The sequence below is a fragment of the Streptomyces uncialis genome (genome assembly GCF_036250755.1).
Taxonomy (GTDB): Bacteria; Actinomycetota; Actinomycetes; order Streptomycetales; family Streptomycetaceae; genus Streptomyces; species Streptomyces uncialis.
On the sequence record NZ_CP109583.1, the window covers coordinates 6,535,172 to 6,560,429 of the forward strand.

Sequence of the window (25,258 nt, forward strand, 5' to 3'; positions counted from 1 at the left end):
CGGAGCACACGCGGCGCGGGAGTGTCGGTGCGTCGCCGTAGAATCGCGGCGTGGCAGGCAGGATCAATGACGAGGACGTGAAGGCGGTCCGGGACGCGGTCCCGATCGACGCCGTGGTGTCCGAGTACCTCCAGCTGCGCGGCGCGGGCGGTGGAAACCTGAAGGGCCTGTGCCCCTTCCACGACGAGAAGTCGCCGTCGTTCCAGGTCAGCCCCAGCAAGGGCCTCTTCCACTGCTTCGGCTGCCAGGAGGGCGGCGACACCATCACGTTCGTGATGAAGGTCGACCACCTGTCCTTCTCGGAGGCCGTCGAGCGGCTCGCGGGCACCGCCGGCATCACCCTGCGCTACGAGGAGGGCGGGTACAACCCCAGCCATCAGCGCGGTGAGCGCATCCGGCTGGTGGAGGCCCACAAGGCCGCCGCGGTGTACTACGCCGAGCAGCTCGACTCCCAGCCCGAGGCGGAGATCGGCCGGACGTTCCTCGCGGAGCGCGGGTTCGACCAGTCGGCGGCCACCCACTTCAGCGTCGGCTACAGCCCGGCCGGCTGGGACCACCTCACCCGCTTCCTGCGCGGCAAGGGCTTCACCGACAAGGAGCTCCTGCTGTCCGGGCTCGCCCAGGAGGGCCGCCGCGGCCCCATCGACCGCTTCCGGGGACGCCTGATGTGGCCCATCCGGGACATCTCCGGCGAGGTGGTCGGTTTCGGTGCCCGCAGGCTCCGCGCCGACGACAACGGCCCCAAGTACCTGAACACCCCCGAGACACCCATCTACCGCAAGTCCCAGGTCCTCTACGGCATCGACCTCGCCAAGAAGGACATCGCGAAGGCCAGCCGCGCGGTCGTCGTCGAGGGCTACACCGACGTCATGGCCTGCCATCTCGCCGGGGTCACCACCGCCATCGCCACCTGCGGCACCGCGTTCGGCGCCGACCACATCAAGATCCTGCGCCGCCTCCTCATGGACAACGGCTCCGCGCGCGTGATCTTCACCTTCGACGGGGACTCGGCCGGCCAGAAGGCCGCCCTGCGCGCCTTCGAGGACGACCAGAAGTTCGCCGCCGAGACCTATATCGCCATCGCCCCCGACGGGATGGACCCCTGCGACCTGCGGCTCGCCAAGGGCGACGAAGCCGTCGCGGAGCTGACCGAGCCCCGTACCCCGCTGTTCGAGTTCGCGCTGCGCCAGATCGTCGCCCGCTACGACCTCGACACCCCGGCGGGCCGCGCCGCCGCGCTCGACGAGGCCGCCCCGGTCGTCGCCCGGATCAAGAACAGCGCCTCCCAGCACGAGGTCGCCGTCCAGCTCGCCGGTCTCGTCGGCATCCTCGACACCCAGTTCGTCGTCAAGCGCGTCGGCCAGATCGCCCGCTGGGCCCGCGACCGCGGCGGCCAGGGCCCCGCACCCGAGCGCGGCGCCCAGCGGACCGCCGCCGGTTTCGACGAGAGCGGGGCGGGCCGCCCCCGGGGCGCCGCCCTCAATCTGCGCAACGCCGTCCACGCGACCGAACGCGAACTGCTCAAGCTCGCCCTCCAGCGCCCTGAGCTGGTCTCCCCGGCCTTCGACGCGTACGGCGTGGACGAGTTCACCGCGCCGCCCTACGCGGCCGTCCGGGAGGCCGTGATGGAGGCGGGCGGCGCCGAGCACGGCGCGCGCGCCCCCCAGGAGTACCTGGTGCGGGTCCGCGAGGCCGCCCCCGACGACCAGGTCCGCGCGATGGTGACCGAGCTGGCCGTCGAGGCGATCATGCGCCGCACGGTCGACGAGCTGTACGCGGGCGAGCAGCTCGTCGCGGTCCGCCGCCGCGCGGTCGACCGCCGGGTCCGGGACATCCAGTCGACCCTCACCCGGCTGGGCTCCGGCGGGGACCCGGCCCATCTGGCCGCCGTCCAGAACGAACTGTGGGTCCTCCAGCAGTACGGTCAGTCGCTGCGCGAGCGGGGCGCGGACGCCCTGTAGGGCCGTCCCGGCCAGGCTTCCGGCGCACCCGTCCCCCGGACCCGCCCCGTAACCGGCCGGTCACGTACAGAGGTAAAAAGTCGTCGCACGCCCCTCGTGGCAAGGATGTGTCGTAGAGCACACTGGGGAGCGGTGCCTGAGTCCTCGGAGCGCGGCCGGTTCGTCCATGGCGGACCCCGGACCCCCGCGGTTCCGCTCATCGCGTACGGGACGGCGGCGGCGAGGCCGCCCCTACCGCTCCCGTCGTACCGCTGTCGCTCGCTCCAGCAGCGAACCCCTTGGAGGTCGCCGCCGTGCAGACCCGGACCCTCGCGCAGCTCCCCACCGACACGCACGTCCCCCCGGCCGCCGCCGGGGCGGAACCCGAACCGCTCAGGGCGGTGCCCGCGCAGAGCCGCGCGAGGGTCCGTCCGCAGACGCCGCCCGGCCCCGGCGCGGACACCGGGCCCGCGGCGGACCGGTCCGCCGCCCGCGCGGACCACGGCGGCCCCTCCTCCGACCTGTTCCGCCAGTACCTGCGGGAGATCGGCAGGATCGGACTGCTGACGGCCGCCGACGAGGTCGAACTGGCCCGCCGGGTGGAGGCCGGGCTGTTCGCCGAGGAGAAACTGGGCTCCGCGCCCGATCTGGACTCCCGGCTCGCGGGCGACCTCGACCGGCTCGTCGTGATGGGCCGGATGGCCAAACGCCGTCTCATCGAGGCCAATCTGCGCCTCGTGGTGTCCGTCGCCAAGCGGTACATCGGCCGCGGGCTGACCATGCTGGACCTGGTGCAGGAGGGCAATCTCGGACTGATCCGGGCCGTCGAGAAGTTCGACTACGCGCGTGGCTACAAGTTCTCCACGTACGCGACCTGGTGGATACGCCAGGCGATGTCCCGCGCGCTCGCCGACCAGGCCCGCACGATCCGGGTGCCCGTCCATGTCGTCGAACTCATCAACCGCGTGGCGCGGGTCCAGCGCCGGATGCTCCAGGAACGCGGCTGCGAACCGACCGCCGAGGAGGTCGCCGCGTATCTGGAACTCACCCCGGAACGCGTCGGCGAGGTACTGCGGCTCGCGCAGGAACCCGTCTCGCTGCACGCCCCGGTCGGCGAGGAGGACGATGTCGCCCTCGGCGACCTCATCGAGGACGGGGACGCCGCCTCACCGGCGGAGTCGGCCGCGTTCCTGCTGCTGCGCGAACACCTCGACGCGGTCCTGTCCACCCTCGGGGAACGCGAACGCAAGGTCGTCCAGCTCCGCTACGGCCTCATGGACGGCCGCCCCCGCACCCTGGAGGAGATAGGGCGCATCTTCGGCGTCACCCGCGAACGCATCCGCCAGATCGAGTCCAAGACCCTCAACAAGCTCCGCGACCACGCCTACGCCGACCAGCTGCGCGGCTATCTGGACTGAGGGCGTCGCGTGCGGTGGGTGCCGGGTGCCGGGTGCCGGGTGCCCGGCAGTACCGGGGGACGCCGGTCGTCGTCCCGGACGGGTGAGGGGGCACCGCGGCCCGCGGTGCCCCCTCACCCGTCCGTCCGGCCGCTACAGCGGCAGCACCGTGTACGTCAGGGTGTAGCTGTAGTCGCCGTTCTTGACCACCCGGGCGATGTTGGTCGCGTTGACCCGGGCGTCGTTCAGCTCGAACACCCCGAGCTTGTCGTCCGGGTCGATGTAGTCCGGGTCCTGCTCCCACAGTTCGACGTTGAGGGGTGTGCCGCCCTCGAAGATGAACCGCTCCGGGTCGATCGCCGAGTAGTCGACGGTGCCGCGCTCGGCGCAGGTCGACGTGGGGACGACGACCCCGCCGTCCAGCTTCAGATACAGCTCGTCCTCGCCGCTCTCCGAGATGTTGACGCATCGCAGCAGGTTGAGCTGGACCTTGTACAGCTCACCGGGCACGAGCGGGGCGGGCTGGGCGGCCGAGGCCATCGGCGCGGTGAGCGCGAGTGCCGCCCCGAGAACGGCGGTGGTCGTGGCGAGCCTGCGGAACACAGTGGAACGCACTGGAGTCTTCCTCCCCCTAGATCCTGGTGGCCGGAACCGTTCGTGGTCGCGGCCGTCGCCCTGATGGGCAGGAACAACGTCCCGCACCGCCACCACCCGGGCACAGAGCAGCCCACTGCTCCATCACGCGCCGCCGCCTACCCCATCCCGGCACCACCGGCCGGAACCCGGTTTCGGCCAAGGGTGTGTCACCCCGTGCCTCCGCGCCCCGCCGCCTGGCACTCTGCGGGACGGCGGACGCGGCGGACATCCGGCAGGGGGCCGGACCACCCCGCACGCCAGGGGGACCGGGGGATGGACACGAACACGGACGCGGTCACGGTCACGAACGCGCCTACGGATACGGATACGGGCGCGGGCGCCGACTCGTGCGCCGGCACGGTCACGTACAGGGACGCGGGCGCGCTCACGGACGGGGACATGAGCGCGTACGAGGACGTGGGTGAGTACGGGGCCCCAGGCGGGTACGGGGACGTGAGCGCGTACGGCGTCGGCCGGGCGGCGGGACACTCCCCGCCAGGGGCGACGACGCCCGGTGAACGGGACGCGCCGGGGGCCCGGCCGATGCCCGGGACCGGCACGGGACGGCCGGGGGCCCGGCTGCCCTTCGCCGGTCGCGCCGCACAACTCGGAGCGCTGGAGCGCGCGTTACGCCGCCCGTCGTGCCGGGCCGCCGTCATCACCGGCGCGCCCGGTGTCGGCAAGAGCAGGCTCGCCGAGGAGTTCCTGACCCGGGCCCGCCACCGCGGCGGCCACCGCGTGCTGCGGGTCCAGGCCACCGACGCCGCCCGCGCGATGCCGCTGTCGGCGCTGGCCCCGCTCCTCCCGTACGACAGCGAGGTCGACGGCCCCGCCGGGTTCTTCGCCGAGGTCCGCCGCCGGGCCGCCGCCCACCGCGCCACCGCCGGACCGACCGTCCTCGTCGTCGACGACATCCACCTCCTCGATCCGACCTCCCTCGCCCTGCTGTCGCTGCTGCTCGCCGACGCCACCCTGTTCCTCGCCGCGACCCTGCCCGACGGCGCCCCCTGGCCCGACGCGCTGCGCGCCCTGTGGCGTGACGACGCCCTGCGCCACCTTCCGCTGCCCGCGCTGACCGCGCGGGAGAGCGCCGCGCTGCTGGCGGCGGCCGTCGGCGGCCCGGTCGCCGCGCCCACCGCGCGCGCCCTGTGGGAAGCCAGCCGGGGCAACCCCCTGCTGCTGCGGGAACTGCTGCGCGCCACCCTCGCCGAGAACGGGCTCGGCGAGGTGCGGGGCGTGTGGTGCCTCAACCGCCCGCTGCCCGAAACGCTGCCCGCCACGGTCGCCGACGGGCTGTCCGGCCAGGGGCTCGACGCGCTTGCCCCGGACCGGCGCGCCCTGCTGGAACTCCTCGCCGTGTGCGGCCCGATCGGACTGCGCGACGGCCTCGCCCACAGCGGGCCCGAGGTGCTCGCGGAACTGGAGGACCGCCGTCTGATCGTCTCCCACGTCGACGGCCGCCGCGAGCAACTGACCCTCGCCCACCCGCTGCACGCGAGGGTCCTGCGCGCCGGTGTCAGCAGGCTGAAGGCCCGCGCGCTGCTCCTCGGGCAGGCCGACCGGGTACGCGGCCACGGCGCCCGCCGCGCGGGCGACGCCCTCACCGTCGCCTGCTGGGAACTCGACGCCACCGGCACCGCCGACCCGGAACTGCTGGTGCGGGCCGCGGGCCGGGCGCTGTACGCGGACGATGTCGACACCATGTGCCGACTGGCCCGCGCCGCCCTGGTCCACGGCCCGCACCCCCGCGCCGCGCTGATGCTCGGGGAGGCGCTCGGCCAGCGCGGCGCCTTCACGGAGGGCATCGCCGTACTGGAACGGGCGTTCGCCGCGGCCGGGCCCGAGGACGTGGGGTCCGTCGCGGTGACCCTCGCCGTCCACCACTTCTACGGTCCCGGGCGGCTGGACCGGGCCCTGGCGGTCCTCGCGGAGGCCGTCGGGCGGGCGGGCCCCTCGCCGGTCCTCACGGGGTGGGAGGTCACCCTGCTGACCGCCGCGGGCCGCACGGACCTGGCCGCCCACGCCCTCGCGGGCTGCCCGGAGTCCCCGCCAGGCCCGGAGTCCGCGCTGGACCCGTCGTCCGCGCCGGGCCCGTCGTCCGCCCTGGTACGGTCCCCGTCCCCGTCCGGACCTGACGCCTTGGTACCGGACCCCGGCCCGTCGCTGCCCGGACCACCCGTCCCCGCAGCGAACCCCGCACCCGCATCGGTCCCCGTACTGCCCAGGTCACCCGCAGCGAACCCCGCACCCGCATTCGCCCCCGTACCGGACCCCGCCCCCGTACCGGACCCCGCCGGAGTCCTGCTGCTCCAGGCCCGGCTCCGGGTCGAACTCGCGGAAGGGCGGGCCGAGGACGCGGTGCGCAGCGGGCGGGCCGCGTACACCGCGCACCGGGCGGTGACCGAGCGCACCGAGGTGTTCTACCCGGCCCGCAGCTCCTATCTGATCGCGGCGGCCCTGCTGGAGGCCGGGCGGCTCGACGAGGCGGACCGGACCGCCCGGGACGGGCTGGAGGAACTGCTGGCCGCGCCGGTGCCCGCGCTGGTCACCTGGTTCGGCTGGGTGCGCGGCAGGATCGCGCTGGACCGGGGGCGGCCCGCCGAGGCCGCCGCGCACTTCAGGGAGGCCCGCGCACAGGCCCATCTGTGCGGACACCGCTTCGCGGAACAGCGCGTCCTGGCCGGACTGGTCCTCGCGCGGGCGTACACGGGCCATGCGGGGGCCGCGGCGGCGGAACTGGCGGCCGTCGCCGAGGGCCCGGACGGGCCGTGGCGGCAGGCCGACACCCTGCGCGCGCACGCCTGGGCGCTGCGCTGCCAAGGCCGCGCCGGGGAGGCGGTGGCCGTACTGGGCACGGCCACCGCCGACGCCCTCGCCCACGGGGAACGCGCCGTCGCCCTCACCCTCCAGCACGACCTGGTGCGCTGGGGCGAACGGTCCGCCGCCGACCGGGTCACGGACCTCGCGGCGACCGCGCAGGGCCCGTACGAGGCCGCCCGCGCCGCCCACGCGCGGGCCCTCGCCGCAGCGGACCCCGACGCGCTCACGGCCGTGGCCGACACCTGGACCGCCCTGGGCACCGTGCTGCTCGCCGCCGAGACCCTGGCACAGGCCGCGTCGCTCTGGCGGGAACCGGCACCGGGCGAACGGCACCGGACCCCCGCCCGGGTCGTCGCGGAGCGCCGCGCCACGGCCCGCGCGCTGCTGCTGCGGGAGCGCTGCGAGGGCGCCGCGACCCCGGCCCTGGGCGTGCTGACGGAACGCGGTCCGGGCGCCCCGGCGGCGCTGAGCGCCCGTGAACTGGAGATCGCGCACCTCGCCGCGCGGGGCCGCACCAGCAAGGAGATCGCCGCGCACCGCGGGTTGTCCGTCCGTACGGTCGACAACACGCTGGGCCGCGTCTACCGCAAGCTGGGCGTCAACGACCGCGCCACGCTGGGCCGGTTGCTCGCCCCGCCCTGAGCGGCCGGGGCACTGCCGACCACGTGGTCACGTCGACCACGGCACCCGTCGCGCACCCGGCACGGGAACCCGTCAGCGGCCCGGACCACCGCGCACCGCTTCACCCACCCCCCGTACCGTCACCACCACGATCGGGACGACGACCGGGACGGCCACCACGACCGCGTACCCGCTCCGGCCCGAGCATCTCCCTGACCGCCACCAGCAGCGACCTGCGGAGCACCACCCGCGCGCCGGGCGCCGCCGCGAGCGGTTCGTCGCGCTCGCCGAACCCGTCCGGCAGCGGCGGCAGCCCCAGCGCGGCGAACGCGTCCGCGAGATGGCGCCGGGGTGCGCCCGAGTCCCGCAGCACGGCGGTCAGCGGGCGCGGGTCGGTGACTCCGAGCGTTTCGGTGAAGGCCGCCGAGACCGCCGACGCCGCCGTCAGACCGGGCACGTCCGCGACGCCCCGCCATCTGTGTGCGGCGATCTCCTCCCCGTCCCGCACCAGGGTCAGCGTGTACGAGTCGCCCTCCTGTTGCGCGACCACCACCGGCCACTGCTCCCCGCGGCTGAGGATGCGCGCCAGCCGGACCGCCCCGCCCAGCGCGAAGACGGCCCGCCGCCCGGCCCCGCGCCCGTCGGCGGCGTCCACCGAAGGGGCCGTCTCCAGATAGGTACGGCCGCCCGGCGCGGGCGCCAGCCGCAGGGTGGTGCCGGTGAGCAGCACCGCCTTGACGACCTGTTCCGGCGGCGCCCCGCACAGCGTGACGGCCTTGGCCTGCGGCGGCGCGACGGTCCCGGCCTGCGCCGGTGCGACGGCCGGGGCCCGGACCGCGCCCCGGAAGTACGGCGTCCCGCGCGCCACCCGCATCCGCACCAGCCGCCGCGCCTCGATGAACGTCTCGCGGGGCGCGCCGAGATACGTCCAGGGCAGGGCGCGCGCGTCCGTCCCGATCAGCCGGAACGTCTCCAGCGCCGCGGTGGGCCGCCGCGCGGAGCGGAACAGGGCCAGCGCCAGATGGTTGCGCAGCCCGGCGGCCATCGGGTCACCGGCCGAGAACCGCGCCGACAGCTCCACACCGTCCGCGACGGCCTCCTTGACCAGGGCCCGCGGTACGGGTCCCTCGCCGTCGCGGACGGTGTACTCCAGGGAGTACTCGGTCACCGCCCACAGGGGCAGCCCCCGCAGCGGTGACCCCTCCGGCGCGGACCCTGCCGCCGACCGGGCGAAGGCGAACATCTCCGCGTACGAGCCGAACCACTTGTCCGACAGATACGGCAACGCCCGCTCGTGCAGCGCGAGATCGTGCGGCGCGCGGAGCTGGCCCTGCGCGAGGTACTCCTCGAACACCTCGCGCGGCGCGCCCAGCCCCCGGGCGTGGGTGAGGAGGATGCCCCAGGGAGTGGGGTCGTCGGGGCCGAGTTCGGCGGCGGCCCGCAGCAGGGGCGCGGTGTCCGCCAGCGCGGTGCGGAACGCCTCGAACTGTTCGCGGGGGATGGTTCCGGGCCCCGTCATCGTCCGGATCTCCCAGGCCCGCCGCACCGCGAGTTCGGCGCGCACCAGCGCGGCGCCGGGGTCGGCCGGCCGGTCCCGGAACCAGTCCTCCAGCCAGCCGACGTGGTGCAGCGCCAGGGTGACGAGTCCCGTGAGGTGGTCCGACCGGAGCTGCCAGTCGGCGGCGGCCCGGGTACGGGCCAGCAGCGCGGCGGCGGGCTCCCACGAACCGCGCCGGGCCGCGTCCAGGGCCCGCGCCAGGTCCTCGTCCGGCGCGTCCACGACGATCTCCCCGTCCGGAGGCAGTCCCTCGGCGGTCGCGGGCAGATGCCGGACCACCCGCGGCATGGTCAAGAAGTCGGACAGTCGGGCCATGGTGTGCGCTTCCCTCCCCGCGCGGAGGCGACTCCGCACCCAGTCCCGCAGATTACTCCTGGCCCCACGCGGCCCGTCCCTCACGAGCCGCCCGACGGCGCGGGGCGGGGCTCGCCGGGGCCGAGTGACGGGGGAGCGCGACGGCCGGCCGACCGGGGCGAGGGACGGAAGGGGCCAACGGAACCGGCAACGGAACGGGCCGACGGAGCGGGCCAACGGAACAGGGCAACAGAACGGCGCAACGGAACAGGGCAACGGAACGGGGCGTTCCCCATGACCCCGCCGGGCCACGGAGGAACGCCCCGCTTCCAACCGTTCATATGGTGCACACCGTCCGCCTGGCGTCCCCACGCCCGTCGGACGGCGTGTGTCAGCCGCGCAGCGGGCCGGGCAACCGTACGTGGATCACGGTGGTGTTGAGCCCGCTGTCGCGCAGCCGGCCGTTCCCGTCGAACGCGTCGGGACCGTCCGTCATGCCGAAGTCGTTGTCGTTGATGAGGGCGAGCGTGTCACGGCCCGCGACGGCGATCCCCTCGACCTTGCCGGGGACCCCCGCGACCTTGCCGAAGTCCACGACGAGCCGCTTGTCCAGGACGTTCACCCCGGCGCCCGCCAGATCGGCGGTCTGCTCATAGCTGGGGGAGGTCGCCGGGTCGTCCCAGCGGCTGTCGAGGATGCCCTTGCCGCGCGGCAGGGTCACCCGGTGCACCCGGGAGGACCGGTCGGTCCGCTCCTGCACCAGTACGGTCCGGGGGCCGAGGGCGACCAGCGAGGACACCTTCAGCTCCGCCGGGTCGGTCTCGGCGGGGTCCACCTCGGTGACCGGGTCCAGCCGGTACGCGTACTCGGCCGTGACCTCGCCCTCCTCGGGCGAGAACCGCAGCAGCCGCAGATTGCGCGACGCCTCGCCCGCGGCCTTGTCGGGCACGAGCAGCGGACTCTGGACGGCCATCAGCAGATCGCCGCCGGGCAGCACGGTCAGGGACTCGAAGCCCCGGTTCTGCTTGCGCTGGAGCAGGATCGACGGCAGCGCCTCGACCACCGGGTAGTCGGCGCCGCGCAGCTTCAGCCCCTCGGGCACGTACCGGGCGAGCACCCGGCCCTTGGCGGAGACATGCACCAGGGACGGGCTGTACTCGTCCACCAGCCAGAACGTGCCGTCCTTGGCACGCGCCAGGCCCTCGGTGTCCAGCCCGTTCGGGTTGACGGACAGCGGGTCCTTGGCGTCGAACGTGAAGGGCGCCTCGTCGCGGCCGGTCTGGTTGGGCAGTCCGGTGACGGCCTTCCCGGACGCGGTGGTCACGGGGATGCCTCTGAGCACCTGGACGCGCTCACCGGTGACCTTCACCCGGACGATCGCCGGATTGAACTCGGGGACGGCGAAGGTGCGCCGCTTGACCCCGTCGACCTTGATCTGGCCATTGGGGCCGCGGTCGGTGAGGGCCCAGAACTCCCCGGGCCGGTCGGCGGGATACAGATCACTGCCGATCCCGAGGTGGACGCCACGGTCGTCACGGACCGAACCGGGTATCAGGGAATTGCTGAACCCGGCCAGCGGTATCTCGTCCAGCACGGCCGTTCCCACGACCTCCGGTCCCGTGGACCGGTCGGACGCGGTGTCGGTCGGCGTGCCTGTGGCGCTGGCGGCCACGACCACGGCGCCGACCAGGGCGAGGGGCGTGGCCAGGGCAAGGGTCCGCCGCAGCGGACGTGAGCGGGGGAACATCGGGCCTCCGGATGGGGGTGAACCGGTGCGCGCCGCGGACGGACGCGGACGTCCGGACCGAGGGACACCGGAGGGGCTGGTTCCCGGACAGGTGATCGAACTCTCGCGCACCGAACCGCCGTTCGGCGCCGGTTCACCGCACTTCGGCCGGACTTCACCCCCACATCCCACCAAGGACGCCAATGTCCGGGGGAGTTCACCAGCGGATGCACCACACCGTAGACCCACCGATCACCGGCCGTACTGGCCGGAATCCGCCCTTTCTTGGCGACTGGTCGACCTCTGCCCGCTCCCTGGTCGACCATCACAGCGCCCACCCGCGCGAGGCTCGACCCGACGGAGCCCGACGGAAGCCGGTCCACGGGTGCCGGGGCAGATCCCCGGTACCGTTTTGCCGGAGGCGCGATCCCATGGAATGCCACCGAACAGGATGAGGGCCGGTATGCCGTACCGCATGGAGGAACAGGAGGCGATCGGCCGCCGCGTCAAGCGTCAGCGGCTCCGCCTCGGGATGACTCAGGCCGATCTGGCCGCGGCGGTCCGGAGATCCCAGGGGTGGCTGTCCAAGGTCGAGCGCGGCACGATCGAACTCGACAGGACCGGGCTCATCAACATGCTCGCCGCCGCGCTCCACTGCCATCCGAACATACTGCTGGAACGTCCCTATGTGGGCGACGCGCACGAGAACCAGTGGCAGGTGGCCGCCGCGTCGATCCTCCGCGAACTGCGCCGCTACGATCTGACGCCCGTGTTCGACGGGACACCGCGCCCTTCGTCCGAGGTGTGGCAGGACATGACACGTCTGCACCGGCTCCGTGACGCGGCGGCGAACGTCGCCATCCTCAAGTGCCTGCCCGACCTGTTCCGCGAGGCACTCGCCCTGGCCGACCGTTCCACCGGTCACGAACGCGAGGAGGCGTTCGCGATCTACGCCGTCGCCTGCAAGTTCGCCCACACGGCGGCTCACTCCCTCGGCCACCCGGAACTCGTCGCGATGTCCTGCGAACGAGCTGCATGGGCGGCGCAGTTGTCCGGCGATCCGCTGATGCCCGCGGTGGCCGACTGGATGCGGGTCTGGGACATGTGGGCCACGGCCGACTGGCAGGACTCCGTGTCCCTGTCCGACAAGGCTCTCGCCACGATCCAGCACCAGTGCGACGCCGGTGACCCGCTCGCCCTCCGGGTATGGGGAACGTTGCAGCTCCGCGCGGCCGTGTCCTGCGCCAGGGGCGGTGACACCGGTGAGGCGGACGCCCGACTGGACCACGCCGAAACGGCGAGCACTCGCCTGTCCGTACTCGGCGGACCACCGGTGCACGACCGCCACTCACTGACGTTCTCCGGCGGGAACGTCCAGATCCACCGCATCAGTGTCGCCCTGGAGTCCGGGGACCAGACGAAGGCCCTCACACTGAACCGGCGCGCCGACCCCGGTCGCCTCGCCGCGCTGCCCAAGTCCCGTCAAGGACACCACCACATGGATCTCGCACGGGCGTGGCTGTGGGAAGGGGACCGCGACCAGGCGCTGGACGAGCTGGGGACCGCCGAGCACCTCGCCCCCCAACTGGTCCGCAACCACCCCCTCGCGCGGGCCACGCTGAGAAGGATCGTCCACGGCGAACGGGCCGGAGTACCCGAACGGCTACGAGCCATGTCCAACCGATTCCACCTCGATGACCAGGCCGCGTGCCACTGATTCGCAGTGACCTCCCGAGCACCAGACACCCGCTCCGGTTCGACGTGACGCCCGGTGGATAGCCTGAAGCGCATGATTCGAGCTGTGGTTTTCGACGTGGGTGAATGCCTCGTGGACGAGACCCGGGAATACGGCACGTGGGCCGACTGGCTCGGCGTACCGAGACATACCTTCACCGCGATGTTCGGGGCGGTGATCGCGCAGGGCCGCGACTACCGCGACACCTTCCAGGAGTTCCGGCCCGGGTTCGACCTGTACGCCGAACGGAAGAAGCGGGTTGCGGCCGGTCAGCCGGAGCGTTTCGGCGAGGACGACCTCTACCCCGATGTCCGTGACAGTCTCACCGCGCTGCGCGACGGCGGCTTGTGGCTGGGCATCGCGGGCAATCAGACGGTGCGCGCGGGTGGCATCCTGCGGGAACTGTTCGCCCAGGATGTCGACCTGATCGGCACCTCGGACGACTGGGGTGCCGCCAAGCCGGACCCGCTCTTCTTCGACCGCCTCGCGGAGGCGGTCCCGTTCGCCAAGGCAGAGATCCTCTACGTCGGTGACCGCGTCGACAACGATCTGCGCCCCGCTGTCGTCGCAGGAATGGAGACGGCACTTCGTACGTCGCGGACCGTGGGCGACGATCCAGTGGCATGACGAGGAGGCGACGAAGCTCCCGACCTTCCGGGTCCACAGCCTCCTGGAACTCCCGGCATTGATCGGGGCCTTCAACGCGCAAGGCCACTGACCGCGCTCAGACCCCTCTCGCGGGGCCTGCCGCTACTCCGTGGAGGACTCACGGCGCCTACGGGATCGTGGAGTCGTGACACCGTCTGGTTCCCTGGTTCTTCTCACGAGCCCGCAGGAGGAGACGTGATCTACGTACGGTTCGAATGGCGGGACAGCGTTCGGTACGGGCGGATGCCGAGTTCCGGAGGGACTCGTGTCGAGGTGCTGACGGGGGACCCGATACGGGGGAGTGCGGTCCCTGACGGGCGGGCCGTCGGTGTGGAAGAAGTGCGCATGCTGGCACCGCTCGTGCCCGGGAAGATCATCGCAGTGGGACGGAATTACGGGGATCACATCGCGGAGACGGGTATGGGCGCCCCGGTGGTGCCCCGGCTGTTCTTCAAGCCGCCGTCGTCGGTGATCGGACCCGCCGAGTCAATCGTCTGTCCGCGCCAGTCCCACCAGGTCGAGCACGAGGCCGAGCTGGCCGTAGTCATCGGCCGCACCGCGCGGAACGTAGCCTCTGAGCAGGCCCTGGACCATGTGTTCGGCTACACCTGTGCCAACGACGTCACCGCACGGGACATCCAGAAGGCGGACGGGCAGCCCTCCTGGGCCAAGGCGTTCGATTCGTTCTGCCCGCTGGGCCCGGTCATCGCCACCGGATTGGACCCCACCGGCCTTGACGTGAGCTGTCATGTCAACGGAGCCCTGACTCAGCACGCGAACACGTCGCTGATGCTCACGTCCGTCGCGGATCTGGTCGCGTACATCAGTGCGGCTGTGACCCTCGATCCGGGCGACGTGATCCTCACCGGCACCCCCGCGGGGGTCGGGCCGATCACGCCCGGCGATGAGGTGGCGGTCACCGTCGCAGGGGTGGGCACGCTGCGCAACCCGGTCGTTTCAGGAGCGCAGTAACTCCGCGAACTGCCGTCCGGCAGGCATCTCCGTGTGTCCCGCTGTCATCCTGAAGTCCTGTGAGTACCGCATGACCATTCCGGTGCGGTGCTCGGCGGGCAGGCGGAGCAGCGCGTCCCCCGCGACTCTGTATGCCTCCTCGGGCTCACCCGACTGAGCGAGGCAGGTTGCCCGGTCGATGCGGATCAGAGCGGGATCGAGGTACTCGCCCGGCGCGTAGGAGGAGAGGGCCCGACTCTGCGCGGGGAATGCCTCTTCGGGACGTCGCAAGTGTGTCCACGCGTTGCCCAGATGGAAGAGGAACTGACGTTCGGTATAGCCGAGCGCGACATCCTCACGGTCCTCGGCGGTGAGGTGACCGAACATGTCCTCGGCCTGCCGCAGCAGCGGCAGCGCCTCACCGACCCGGCCCATCCGGGCGAGGGCGCGAGCCTCCACCACCAAGGCCCGGGTGGAAGCGGGACCGATCACCGTTCCCAGGCTCCGACGTGCACGAGACGCCTCGGCGTAGGCGGTCGCCGGGGTCCCGTAGTAGAGCGACACGATCGCGGACCGGACTGCCAGCGTTCCCTCCAACTGCTGGTCCCCGGACTCCGACGCTGCCAGACGCCCGGTGTGGAAGAACCCACGGGCCTCCCGGTGCTCCCCGAGTGCCGAAGCGAAAATACCTGCCAGCGCCGCTAGTTGCGCGGCCACGCGGCACAGGCGCCGACGCTGCCGTATCGGCTGGCGCTCCTCCAGTAGGCGTCCCACCTCGGCGAAGTCCGCGAGCAGGTCTGCCAGAAGATCCTGCGGTGGAAGGGCCTGATAGGCGCGTGCGTAGTCCCGGGCGGTCTCCTCCCACCGATCCAGCGTTGCCTCACTGATCGTCGTGCCTTCCAACGCGGCATCCATCCGGCGACGTGTGTCCCGCATGAACTCGACCGCGGCGGGGCTGGCCGCCGCGGCTCCGATCAACCCGAGCAAGGACCGCCTGTTCACCTCGTCCTCCAGCACATGTGTGGTCCCCCGGGCTGCTTGCAGGAGCGGTCCTCCCGCCGCATCGCCCGGCGTGAGCAATTCCTGTGCCGTGCGCCCTGGGAACAGTCTCTCCAGCACCTGGCACGCCTCGTCCCGAGGCTGCCCCTTCACCTTCCCCGTACGCCATCGGTCGAACTGGCGCCGTTCCAGTACGAAAGTGAGCCTCAGGGCGCGGGCAACCGGCTGTGCCTCACGCATGAACCTCGCGTACCCCCAGCCACGCTGATTGAGGAGTTCTCCGAATGTCGTCAAGGCCATGAGCCGATGGTGACCCACGACCCGGCTTCCCTACCCATCCATGTCCAAGAAGTCCAAGAGATGACCAAGCCGAGTCGGGGCACGACGGCAGCGGCCATTTCAGGCGCGTAGCGGTGTCCAAGCCGGTGCAACGACGATGCGGGCACCCGGTGATCGGCCGTGAGGCACGACCACCGATGAGTCCCGGCGACCGCGCGAACGGCCCGGGGGCTGATGGCCGACCGGCGAAGGAGCCGATGTGGAGCAAGAATCGAGCGTGGGCCCGACGGGGAGCAGAGAAACGGTCACGCCCCTGCTCAGTGACCGTTTGACGAGTTGGGTCCATACCCGTGATCCCGGTGAGCGAGCGGCAGTGGCGGCGCTGCTTGAAGAAGGCGACATTCTCGCGCGTGGGGACGTACGGCATCTGTTGGTCGTGGAGACTGAGGCCTTCGTGTTCTGCGACTGGCCCCGGTTCGAGGCGCAGTACCGGTGTGCCTTGGTGTTGGACGAGGGGGAAGACGCGTTCCTGACTCTTGTCCTCGCGACTGCGTTCCCCCGGCTGGTGCCGTTGTGGAAGGTCGAGGTGCTGGGGGACCGGCGGCTCGGGATCGTGCTGCGGGCGCTCGCGCGTCTGGCGGGCAGCGGGACGATCGCCGTGGGGAGCCGGTCATGACGACGGTGATGATCTGCTCCCGCTGCGATCGGGCCATTGCCCCCGGTGAGCCGTACGAGGACCAGTTGCGGCATTCCGCGTCGGGGCCGGGGATCACGTTGCACCGGCACGGGACGTGCCCTGATGAGGTCAGCGGCGCGGACCGGGACCCCGCCGCGCTGGAGGCCGCCCGTTACGCGGCCTGGTGCCAGCTGCTGACCCACCTCGGGGCCTGCCCGGAATGCCTCAGCGACGGCCCCTGGGACTGCGGGACGGGCCGGGACCTTCGCAGGGCGTGGAGGGTGGCGGAACGCGACGCGCGCTGACCTTCCCGGTCGAATGCCCGGTCACTCGGTCAGCGTGTGGAACGCCTTGCGGTAGTGCGTGGTCGAGTAGTGGTAGGCGGTGGGCTGGTCCGGTGCACTGGTCTCGATGAGGTGCTGTGCCCTGGCCTTGAGGTCCGCGGCCCAGGCGAGGACGTGCGTCTGGGCGCTGCTCCCGCAGTCCTCCGGCTCCCCGGCGAGGCACAGCGGGAGGTCGGGGCCCACCTTGTTGGCCGCGTGCCGGACGTAGCGGGCGATCTGGAGCCACTGTGCTTCGGTGCGCTGGGGTGGTTGCCGATCCATGGCGACAGGGGCGATCGGAGCGGCTTCGGCTGGGTGCTGGCTCACACTGTTCCTCCGTCTGGTCCGCGAATGCGCCGCCGATCGTAGCCGGACCGGGTCAGGCGACAGGTCCGCTGTCAGGTGGCGGTCGGCGGAGCCTCGGCCTGTGCCGGCCGCTCACCTGCCCAGGTGAAGGAGCCGACGGTAGGGCGCGTATCGCCGCAGGTCGGTTCCTGGCGACCCCGCGACTGCGGGGATCTTGCCCCGTCTGCACGGGTCAGCGTGGATTCAACGCACGCCGCGCGGCGTTGACCACGTTCTGCGCGTCGGCCCCGTAGACCGCGGATTCCTGCAAGGTCTTCCAGGTGCGGAGGTACAGGGCAACGCTCTGTGCGTCATCGAGCCACATCTCGGCATGCCATACCTCGGTGACCACCTGACGGTCGTCATAGATCCAGAAGCCTGTGCCGGGCGGGACTTCGAGCGACGAGGTGAGTGGCACGATCCCCAGCTCCACGGTGTCCATCCCGATGACCCCCGAGAGCCGGTCGAGTTGGGCGAGGAGTGTGGAGGGTGAGCAGACGAGGGATCGGAGCACCGGCTCCCAGAGGATGATGTGGTACCGCCGGTCCCCGCTGTAGAGGAGTTCCTGCCGCTTCATACGGGACCGAACGGCGGCTTCGACATCCCGGGGTGAGCGGTGGAGTTCGGCGGAGCGGGTGAGGACGGCCCGTGCGTAGTCGGGTGTCTGAAGGACTCCGACGATCCACGAGGACTCCCAGGCCCGAAGGACCGCAGATCCGGCCTGGGCCGCGTTGTGGGCGTCCTGCACGGGCCGGTGCCCGGCGACCAGCTGCCGCCGCCAGGAGCGGATGTGCGACTCGAACCCGGCCAGCCGGGAACGCAGTTCCTCGTATGCGTCGGGCCGACCGCACGCGTTCGCCCACTGGCGCAGGTCGTCGGGTGTCGCCGTCTGCTTGCCCAGTTCCAGCTTGGAGATACGGGAGTTCGGCCAGCCGAGAGTGCGGGCGAGCGCCGTACCGGTCAGCCGGCCCTCGGGGGCCGTGAGACGGAGCTCCCTGAGCCGCTGCCCGAGAGCTTCGCGTGCCTGCTGATAGTCCGTGCTCACCGGTACATACTCGCCCCTGCTACCCGTCGGTGGCGATCGAGGCCTTGAACCGCGCGTACGGCACCGCGTAGTGGCGGGCTACGTCGCACAGCCGGTTGTACTGGTTGACGCGGGCGGGTTCCGAGAACGGGGCCTTCGTGTTCTGCGACTGGGCTCGGTTCGAGGCGCGGTACCGGTGTGCGCTGGTGTTGGACGAGGGGGAGGACGCGTTCCTGATGCTTGTCCTCGCTACTGCGTTTCCCCGGCTCGTTCCCTTGTGGAAGGTGGAGGTGCTGGGGGACCGGCGGCTGGGGATCGTGCTGCGGGCGCTCGCGTGTCTCGGGGGGTCCACCGCCATCGCCGTGGGGACCCGGTCATGACGCTCCGCGGCCACGGCGACCGGCCCGGACGCGGGGGACGGGAGCGTGTCGTCGTGCCGGGCTCCCGCTGACGCGGTCGGCGGACGGGAGCCGTCGCCTCCGCTCCCATCCGCCCGCGTGCGGCGTTCGTCCGTGCTCCGCGCTGCGCCTCTGTGGGGGCGCACACAAAGCGGGGCTTCGTCGTGGCGGGGAGGGGCGTCCCGCCGGTGGGTGGCGCGCGGCGCTGCGTGCCTTCGGGCCGGACCGGCAGGTCGAATCGTTCCTGCTGGGGGGCCCTGCGGTGGGGCGGGTGGGACTCGAACCCACGGCCGACGGATTATGAGTCCGCTGCTCTAACCGGCTGAGCTACCGCCCCCTTGCGGCGTGTCGCGTACATATGTACGCGCCGTGTGCCGCAGCATAGCCGCTCATACGATCTCCTGCTTCGGATGGTCGGCACTGCTGACCAAGGAGACCTCCGGCGTGCCCGCATGGTTCCACCGGACATGAAAAAGGACCCCTAAGGGGTCCCTCTCGGCTGCTCCCCCGACTGGACTCGAACCAGTAACCTGCCGGTTAACAGCCGGCTGCTCTGCCAATTGAGCTACGGAGGATCGAGCTCCCCCGACTGGACTCGAACCAGTAACCTGCCGGTTAACAGCCGGCTGCTCTGCCAATTGAGCTACGGAGGATTGCCTCGTCGCATCGATCGAGCCTGCCTGGGTACTCGCCAGAAGGCGGTCGCTCGCTGCGACACATACATTAGCGCAAGCAGGGGGGTGCTCCGCCAATCGGTGTCCCCGCGATCCGCAAACCGAACGCAACGGAAGGGTGGCTGCCATGCGCTACCGGCTCACATTCGTCATCGGGCTGGCCCTCGGCTACGTGCTGGGGACCAGGGCCGGACGGGAGCGGTACGAGCAGCTCAAGAAGTCCGCGCGGCAGTTCGCCCAGAACCCCGCCGTCCGCAACGCCGCCGAGAGCGCGGCCCAGCAGAGCCGTGAGGTGGCGGGCAAGGCCCTGCACTCCGTGACCGAACGGGCGGGGGACCGGATCCCGGACTCCGTGGCCGACCGGGTGCGGTCCCTGCGCGAGCGCAGCCGCGGCGGACAGGGCGACGACTGGGGCACGACCAACACCTGATCCGCCCCGCCGGGCCCGCGCTCCGGGCCGTTCCTCCGGCACCACGGTAGGGGTCACCCCCGAACGTGGTGCAGAATTCCGGCATGGGGATAGTCGCCGGTCTGGACAGTTCGCCCGATTCCACGCGCATCGTCGTCTGTGACACCGACACGGGTGCCGTACTCAGGCAGGGATACGCCCCGCACCCCGTGGCGGCGGCCGATCAGGGGGACGGCGGGCGTCCCGCCGACGTGGACCCGCAGGCGTGGCTCCTGTCGCTGGGCGACGCCGCGGGCGGCGGGCTCCTCGAAGGGGTCCAGGCCATCGGGGTGTCCGCGCAGCAGAACGCGCTCGTGCCCCTCGACCACCAGGGCGGCACCGTCCGCCCCGCGCTGATCGGCAACGACCGCCGCACCCAGGCCGCCGCCGCCGACCTCGTCGACGCGCTCGGCGGCCGGGAGGCGTGGGCCCAGGCCGTCGGCTGCGTCCCGCAGCCCGCCCACCCCGTCGCCAAGCTCCGCTGGCTCGCCGCCAACGAACCCGACAACGCCCAGCGCGTCGCCGCGGCCGTGCAGGCCCACGACTGGCTGGTGTGGCAGCTCCTCGGCCGCCCGGCGCGCCGCACCACCGACCGGGGCGGCGCCTCCGGCACCGGCTACTGGTCGGCCGCCACCGGCGGCTACCGGCCCGACCTGGTCGAGCTGGCGCTCGGCCACCAGATCCGGCTCCCCGATGTCCTGGGTCCCGCCGAGGCCGCCGGGACCACCCCGGAGGGCCTGCTGATCTCCGCGGGGACCGGCCAGACCATGGCCGCCGCGTTCGGGCTCGGCATCGGGCTCGGGGACGCGGTCGTCTCGCTCGGGGCATCCGGCTCCGTGATGGCCGTGCACCGGGAGCCCCTCGCGGACCCCGGCGGCATGATCACCTCCCTCGCCGACGCGACCGGGATGCATCTGCCCGTCGTCCACACCCTCAACGCCGTCCGCACCCTGCGCGGCGCCGCCGAACTGCTCGGCCTCCCCGACCCCGCCGCGCTGTCCGAGCTGGCGATGAAGTCCACGCCCGGCGCCCACGGGCTGGTCCTCCTGCCGTATCTGGAGGGCGAGCGCACCCCGCATCTGCCGCACACCGCCGGGACCCTCGCCGGACTGCGGCGCGAGGCCATGAAGCCCGAGCATCTGGCGCGCGCCGCGTTCGAGGGGATGCTCTGCGGCCTCGCGGACGCCCTGGACGTGCTGCGCGGCCGGGGCGTGGAGGTGCGGCGGGTGTTCCTGCTGGGCGCCGCCGCGGACCTGCCCGCGGTGCAGGCCGCCGCCCCGTCGCTGTTCGGGGCGCAGGTCGTGGTGCCGCAGCCCGCCGAGTACGCGGCGCTCGGCGCGGCCCGGCAGGCCGCCTGGGCGTTCGGGGTGTCCCGCGGGGGGCTCGACCCGCACACGCCGCCGGCGTGGCCCGGCGCGACGGGACAGGTCTTCGCGCCCGGCGAGGAACTGGCCGCCGGCCAGGCGGTGCGCCAGCAGTACATGGCCGTACGGGAGCAGATCCACCCCGGAGCCTTCTCGCTCTGACCCGGAACCCGGACCCGGACCCGGACCCCGGCGCCCATACCCGGAACCAGGCGCCCGTACCCGTACCCGCTCGCCTCGCCCGGGGCGTCTCCGCTCCGGCGCGCTCCCACCTCCCCCGGACTTCGGCACCGGCACCGGCACCGGCACCGGACCGCACCGACCGCCCGGGACCCCGGCCCCGTACCGCTCCCTCCGCCCGGGGCCCCGCCCCGGGCGCTCCCGCTTCGCCCCGGTCCCGCTCAGCGGCCCGCCCCGTACCGCCCGTCAGGGCCGGGATGGGCCGCTGACGTGCGTATGGGTTCTTCTTGGCGTGCTCTTGGGCCAATAAGCCGGGTGAACGGGTGGTGCGTGACGGACGATGGGGCGTGAAGTGATGAGTGTTGTCCGGCCCCCACCCGCCCAGCGGCCCGGCCCGCCGAAGCAGCCCGGCCACCGACCGCCACCGCCCGCCCCGCCGACCGCCAGCACCCGCCCCGCCGACCGCCAGCACCCGCCCCGCCGACCGTCCGCCCCCGCCGGCCGAACCCAGTGAGCGAGACCCGCACGTGCTCATACGACTGCTCCGGACCTACCTCGGTCCCTACCGAAAACCCATCGCCGTGCTGGTGGCGCTCCAGCTGCTCCAGACCAGCGCCACGCTGTACCTGCCCACGATGAACGCCGACATCATCGACCGGGGTGTGGTCAAGGGCGACACCGGATTCATCATGTCGTTCGGCGGGCTGATGATCGCCGTCACCCTGGTGCAGGTGGTGTGCAACGTCGGTGCCGTCCGGCTCGGCGCCCGCAGCGCCGCCGCGGTCGGCCGGGACGTGCGCGGCGCCGTGTTCGACCGGGTGCAGTCGTTCTCCGCGCGGGAGGTCGGCCACTTCGGCGCGCCCACCCTGATCACCCGGACCACGAACGACGTCCAGCAGGTCCAGATGCTGACCCTGATGGCGTTCACCCTGATGGTCACCGCGCCGATCATGTGCGTCGGCGGGATCGTGATGGCCCTCGGGCAGGACGTGCCGCTGTCGACGGTGCTGATAGCGGTGGTCCCCGTGCTCGGGATCAGCGTCAGCGTCATCGTCCACAAGCTGCGTCCGCTGTTCCGGGCCATGCAGGTACGGGTCGACACCGTCAACCGGATGCTGCGCGAGCAGATCACCGGCAACCGGGTCATCCGGGCGTTCGTCCGGGACGGCTACGAGCAGAAACGCTTCCGGGGCGCCAACGAGGACCTGACCGAGATGGCGCTCGGCTCCGGCAAGCTGCTCGCGTTCATGTTCCCCATCGTGATGACCGTCGTGAACGTGTCGTCGGTCGTCGTCGTCTGGTTCGGGGCGCACCGGATCGACAGCGGGGCCATGGAGATCGGGTCGCTGACCGCGTTCCTCGCGTACCTCATGCAGATCGTGATGTCCGTGATGATGGCCACCTTCATGTTCATGATGGTGCCGCGCGCGGAGGTGTGCGCCGAGCGTATCCAGGAGGTGCTCGGCACCCAGTCCAGCGTGGTGCCGCCCGCCGCGCCCGTCCGCGAGATGCGCACCCATGGGCACCTGGAGCTGCGGGAGGCCGGGTTCCGCTACCCGGGCGCCGAGGAACCCGTCCTCAAGGGCGTCGACCTGGTGGCCCGGCCGGGCCGGACGACCGCCGTGATCGGGTCCACCGGCAGCGGCAAGACCACCCTGCTGGGCCTGGTGCCCCGGCTCTTCGACGTCACCGAGGGCGCCGTCCTGGTGAACGGCGTCGACGTACGGGACATCGACCAGCGGCTGCTCGCCCGGACCGTGGGCCTCGTCCCGCAGAAGCCGTACCTCTTCGCCGGGACCGTCGCGACCAACCTCCGCTACGGGAACCCCGACGCGAGCGACGAGGACCTGTGGCGGGCCCTGGAGGTCGCCCAGGCACGCGACTTCGTGGAGTCCCAGCTCGAAGGGGGGCTCGACGCGCCCATCGCGCAGGGCGGCACCAATGTGTCCGGCGGCCAGCGGCAGCGGCTCGCCATCGCCCGCACCCTCGTCCAGCGCCCCGAGATCTATCTCTTCGACGACTCGTTCTCCGCACTCGACTACGCCACCGACGCCGCGCTGCGGGCCGCGCTCACCGCGGAGACCCGGGAGGCGACCGTCGTCATCGTCGCCCAGCGCGTCTCCACCATCAGGGACGCCGACCGGATCGTCGTCCTCGACGAGGGCCGCGTCGTCGGCGCGGGCCGGCACGCCGAACTGATGCGGGACAACGAGACCTACCGGGAGATCGTGCTCTCCCAGCTGACGGAAGCGGAGGCGGCCTGATGGCGGCGGGACGCAGCATGATGGCCGGGACGGGACCCGACCATCGGTCCATGGACTTCAAGGGCTCCGGCAAACGGCTGCTGGGCCACTTCCGGCCCGAACGCGCCACCATGTACGGGATGGTCGGCTGCGCCCTGATCAGCGTCGCGGTGTCGGTGCTCGGCCCGAAGATCCTCGGGATGGCCACCGACCTGATCTTCGCCGGGATCGTCGGCCGCCCGATGCCCGCCGGGCAGACCAAGGAACAGGCCCTCGCGCAGCTGCGCGCCGACGGTGAGGGCAAGGTCGCCGACATGCTCTCCGGGGTGGCCTTCACCCCCGGCGAGGGTGTCGACTTCGGGGCCGTCGCCTCCGTCCTCGGTTTCGCGCTGATCACGTTCGTGATAGGCGGACTGCTGATGCTGGTGGCCACCCGGCTCGGCAACCGGGCCATCAACAGGACCGTGTTCCGGCTGCGCGGCGAGGTCCAGGCGAAGCTGTCGCGGCTGCCGCTGGCGTACTTCGACAAGCGGCAGCGCGGCGAGGTGCTCAGCCGTGCCACCAACGACCTCGACAACCTCGGGCAGACCCTCCAGCAGAGCCTCGGACAGCTCGTCAACTCGCTGCTGACGATCCTCGGTGTGCTGGTGATGATGTTCCTGATCTCACCGCTGCTCGCGCTGGTCGCGCTCGTCACCGTCCCGCTGTCGTTCCTGATCGCGACGAAGGTCGGCAAGCGGTCCCAGCCGCAGTTCGTCCGCCAGTGGCGCACCACCGGCACCCTCAGCGCGCATGTCGAGGAGATGTACACCGGGCACACCCTGGTGAAGGTCTTCGGACGGCAGGACGAGAGCGCCAAGCGGTTCGCCGAGGAGAACGACGCGCTGTACGAGGCGACCTACCGGGCCCAGTTCACCAGCGGGCTGATGCAGCCGCTGATGTTCTTCGTGTCCAACCTGAACTACGTCCTCGTCGCCGTCGTCGGCGGGCTGCGGGTCGCCTCCGGCGCGCTGTCCATCGGGGACGTCCAGGCGTTCGTCCAGTACTCCCGGCAGTTCTCCATGCCGCTGACCCAGGTCGCGTCGATGGCGAACCTGGTGCAGTCCGGGGTCGCGTCCGCCGAGCGGGTCTTCGAACTGCTCGACGCCGACGAGCAGGCCCCCGACCCCGAGCACCCCGTGCGGCCCGTGGAGCGCACCGGGCGGGTCGCCCTGGAGCGGGTGTCCTTCCGCTACGAGAAGGACCGGCCGCTCATCGAGGACCTGTCGCTGACCGTGGAACCCGGGCACACCGTCGCCATCGTCGGACCGACCGGGGCGGGCAAGACGACCCTGGTCAATCTGCTCATGCGGTTCTACGAGGTGACCGGCGGGCGGATCACCGTCGACGGCGTCGACATCGCGAAGATGTCCCGCGACGAACTGCGCGCCGGGATCGGGATGGTCCTCCAGGACACCTGGCTGTTCGGCGGGACCATCGCGGACAACATCGCCTACGGCACGTCCCGGGACGTCACCCGTGACGACATCGAGGAGGCGGCGCGGGCCGCGCACGCGGACCGGTTCGTCCGGACCCTGCCCGACGGGTACGACACCGTCATCGACGACGAGGGCGCCGGGGTCAGCGCGGGCGAGAAGCAGCTGATCACCATCGCGCGGGCCTTCCTGTCCGAGCCGGTGATCCTCGTCCTCGACGAGGCGACCAGCTCCGTCGACACCCGCACCGAGGTACTGATCCAGAAGGCGATGGCCCGGCTCTCGCACGGCCGGACCTCGTTCGTCATCGCCCACCGGCTGTCCACGATCCGCGACGCGGACACCATCCTGGTGATGGAGCACGGTTCCATCGTCGAACAGGGCACCCACGAGGAGCTGTTGCGGTCCGGGGGCGCCTACGCCCGGCTGTACGCGGCGCAGTTCGCCCAGGCGGTGGCGGAGGTCGACTGAGCCGTGCCGCCCACCGGCGGCGCGGTCGCGTGG

The 25,258-nt window shown here is 72.2% G+C and carries 17 protein-coding genes, 3 tRNA genes and 1 pseudogene; 12 read left to right on the plus strand and 9 right to left on the minus strand.

The window, feature by feature from the left end; all coding sequences use genetic code 11:
- The first annotated feature begins 50 nt into the window (after positions 1 to 50).
- Both dnaG and OG711_RS27280 read left to right on the plus strand, forming a co-directional pair.
- Positions 51 to 1,961: a DNA primase gene (gene dnaG / locus OG711_RS27275; RefSeq protein WP_266515214.1), complete on the plus strand. Its 1,911-nt coding sequence runs from the start codon at positions 51 to 53 to the stop codon at positions 1,959 to 1,961.
- Between the two features lie 293 nt (positions 1,962 to 2,254).
- The gene (locus OG711_RS27280) at positions 2,255 to 3,358 is read left to right on the plus strand and encodes an RNA polymerase sigma factor (protein WP_405674115.1); all 1,104 of its coding nucleotides are present in this window, start codon (positions 2,255 to 2,257) and stop codon (positions 3,356 to 3,358) included.
- A gap of 132 nt (positions 3,359 to 3,490) precedes the next feature.
- On the opposite strand, the gene OG711_RS27285 is transcribed toward OG711_RS27280, so the two are convergent.
- Positions 3,491 to 3,952: a hypothetical protein gene (locus OG711_RS27285; RefSeq protein WP_073793582.1), complete on the minus strand. Its 462-nt coding sequence runs from the start codon at positions 3,950 to 3,952 to the stop codon at positions 3,491 to 3,493.
- 294 nt (positions 3,953 to 4,246) lie between these two features.
- On the opposite strand from OG711_RS27285, the gene OG711_RS27290 reads away from it, so the two are divergent.
- On the plus strand, positions 4,247 to 7,435 hold the full coding sequence (locus tag OG711_RS27290) for a helix-turn-helix transcriptional regulator (protein ID WP_329561035.1): 3,189 nt from the start codon (positions 4,247 to 4,249) through the stop codon (positions 7,433 to 7,435).
- Positions 7,436 to 7,535: 100 nt separating this feature from the next.
- On the opposite strand, the gene OG711_RS27295 is transcribed toward OG711_RS27290, so the two are convergent.
- Both OG711_RS27295 and OG711_RS27300 read right to left on the minus strand, forming a co-directional pair.
- The gene (locus OG711_RS27295) at positions 7,536 to 9,287 is read right to left on the minus strand and encodes a hypothetical protein (RefSeq protein WP_329561037.1); all 1,752 of its coding nucleotides are present in this window, start codon (positions 9,285 to 9,287) and stop codon (positions 7,536 to 7,538) included.
- 370 nt (positions 9,288 to 9,657) lie between these two features.
- A complete protein-coding gene (locus tag OG711_RS27300) occupies positions 9,658 to 11,013 on the minus strand; it encodes an esterase-like activity of phytase family protein (RefSeq protein WP_329561039.1) in 1,356 nt (451 codons plus the stop codon).
- A 442-nt stretch (positions 11,014 to 11,455) separates the two neighbouring features.
- Between OG711_RS27300 and OG711_RS27305 the strand changes: the two genes are divergently transcribed.
- The 3 genes and pseudogenes from OG711_RS27305 to OG711_RS27315 all read left to right on the plus strand — a co-directional run bounded on the left by OG711_RS27305 (position 11,456) and on the right by OG711_RS27315 (position 14,347).
- Positions 11,456 to 12,709 carry a helix-turn-helix domain-containing protein gene (locus tag OG711_RS27305; RefSeq protein ID WP_329561041.1) on the plus strand — a complete coding sequence of 418 codons (1,254 nt, stop codon included), beginning with the start codon at positions 11,456 to 11,458 and terminating at the stop codon, positions 12,707 to 12,709.
- A gap of 72 nt (positions 12,710 to 12,781) precedes the next feature.
- Positions 12,782 to 13,445: pseudogene (locus OG711_RS27310) on the plus strand (HAD family hydrolase).
- Between the two features lie 125 nt (positions 13,446 to 13,570).
- A complete protein-coding gene (locus OG711_RS27315; RefSeq protein ID WP_329561043.1) occupies positions 13,571 to 14,347 on the plus strand; it encodes a fumarylacetoacetate hydrolase family protein in 777 nt (258 codons plus the stop codon).
- Here the strand turns inward: OG711_RS27315 and OG711_RS27320 are convergent.
- Positions 14,333 to 15,625, minus strand: a complete 1,293-nt coding sequence (locus OG711_RS27320; protein ID WP_329561045.1) for a tetratricopeptide repeat protein — start codon at positions 15,623 to 15,625, stop codon at positions 14,333 to 14,335. The genes OG711_RS27315 and OG711_RS27320 overlap by 15 nt on opposite strands.
- A gap of 238 nt (positions 15,626 to 15,863) precedes the next feature.
- Here OG711_RS27320 and OG711_RS27325 point away from each other — a divergent pair, with 238 nt between their 5' ends.
- A complete protein-coding gene (locus tag OG711_RS27325) occupies positions 15,864 to 16,280 on the plus strand; it encodes a hypothetical protein (protein WP_329561047.1) in 417 nt (138 codons plus the stop codon).
- Positions 16,277 to 16,585 (plus strand): hypothetical protein, encoded by a 309-nt coding sequence (locus OG711_RS27330; RefSeq protein WP_266515189.1) that lies wholly within the window; start codon positions 16,277 to 16,279, stop codon positions 16,583 to 16,585. The genes OG711_RS27325 and OG711_RS27330 overlap by 4 nt, the downstream gene beginning before the upstream one ends.
- A gap of 21 nt (positions 16,586 to 16,606) precedes the next feature.
- Here OG711_RS27330 and OG711_RS27335 read toward each other — a convergent pair whose 3' ends face one another.
- From OG711_RS27335 to OG711_RS27355, 5 genes are all read right to left on the minus strand, one after another.
- Positions 16,607 to 16,930 carry a hypothetical protein gene (locus OG711_RS27335; RefSeq protein WP_329561051.1) on the minus strand — a complete coding sequence of 108 codons (324 nt, stop codon included), beginning with the start codon at positions 16,928 to 16,930 and terminating at the stop codon, positions 16,607 to 16,609.
- A gap of 211 nt (positions 16,931 to 17,141) precedes the next feature.
- Complete coding sequence (locus OG711_RS27340) at positions 17,142 to 17,993, minus strand: helix-turn-helix domain-containing protein (protein WP_329561052.1); 852 nt, start codon at positions 17,991 to 17,993, stop codon at positions 17,142 to 17,144.
- A 640-nt stretch (positions 17,994 to 18,633) separates the two neighbouring features.
- Positions 18,634 to 18,707: transfer RNA gene (locus tag OG711_RS27345), tRNA-Ile, on the minus strand.
- 165 nt (positions 18,708 to 18,872) lie between these two features.
- Positions 18,873 to 18,945 (minus strand) — tRNA-Asn (locus tag OG711_RS27350).
- Positions 18,946 to 18,950: 5 nt separating this feature from the next.
- Positions 18,951 to 19,023: transfer RNA gene (locus tag OG711_RS27355), tRNA-Asn, on the minus strand.
- Between the two features lie 148 nt (positions 19,024 to 19,171).
- Here OG711_RS27355 and OG711_RS27360 point away from each other — a divergent pair.
- From OG711_RS27360 to OG711_RS27375, 4 genes are all read left to right on the plus strand, one after another.
- Positions 19,172 to 19,474, plus strand: a complete 303-nt coding sequence (locus OG711_RS27360) for a YtxH domain-containing protein (protein WP_073793573.1) — start codon at positions 19,172 to 19,174, stop codon at positions 19,472 to 19,474.
- Between the two features lie 83 nt (positions 19,475 to 19,557).
- Complete coding sequence (locus OG711_RS27365; protein ID WP_073793572.1) at positions 19,558 to 21,018, plus strand: xylulokinase; 1,461 nt, start codon at positions 19,558 to 19,560, stop codon at positions 21,016 to 21,018.
- Between the two features lie 545 nt (positions 21,019 to 21,563).
- Positions 21,564 to 23,300, plus strand: coding sequence for an ABC transporter ATP-binding protein (locus OG711_RS27370; RefSeq protein WP_073793571.1), 1,737 nt, complete (start codon positions 21,564 to 21,566; stop codon positions 23,298 to 23,300).
- A 17-nt stretch (positions 23,301 to 23,317) separates the two neighbouring features.
- Positions 23,318 to 25,225, plus strand: coding sequence for an ABC transporter ATP-binding protein (locus tag OG711_RS27375; protein WP_399545285.1), 1,908 nt, complete (start codon positions 23,318 to 23,320; stop codon positions 25,223 to 25,225).
- Positions 25,226 to 25,258: the final 33 nt, after the last annotated feature.

Bases quoted from the DNA above. Each gene is read 5' to 3' on its own strand.
- OG711_RS27330 (WP_266515189.1), top strand. From the start codon at position 16,277: ATGACGACGGTGATGATCTGCTCCCGCTGCGATCGGGCCATTGCCCCC.
- OG711_RS27305 (WP_329561041.1), top strand. From the start codon at position 11,456: ATGCCGTACCGCATGGAGGAACAGGAGGCGATCGGCCGCCGCGTCAAG.
- OG711_RS27375 (WP_399545285.1), top strand. From the start codon at position 23,318: ATGATGGCCGGGACGGGACCCGACCATCGGTCCATGGACTTCAAGGGC.
- OG711_RS27320 (WP_329561045.1), bottom strand. From the start codon at position 15,625: ATGGCCTTGACGACATTCGGAGAACTCCTCAATCAGCGTGGCTGGGGG.
- OG711_RS27290 (WP_329561035.1), top strand. From the start codon at position 4,247: ATGGACACGAACACGGACGCGGTCACGGTCACGAACGCGCCTACGGAT.
- OG711_RS27360 (WP_073793573.1), top strand. From the start codon at position 19,172: ATGCGCTACCGGCTCACATTCGTCATCGGGCTGGCCCTCGGCTACGTG.
- OG711_RS27300 (WP_329561039.1), bottom strand. From the start codon at position 11,013: ATGTTCCCCCGCTCACGTCCGCTGCGGCGGACCCTTGCCCTGGCCACG.
- OG711_RS27295 (WP_329561037.1), bottom strand. From the start codon at position 9,287: ATGGCCCGACTGTCCGACTTCTTGACCATGCCGCGGGTGGTCCGGCAT.
- OG711_RS27365 (WP_073793572.1), top strand. From the start codon at position 19,558: ATGGGGATAGTCGCCGGTCTGGACAGTTCGCCCGATTCCACGCGCATC.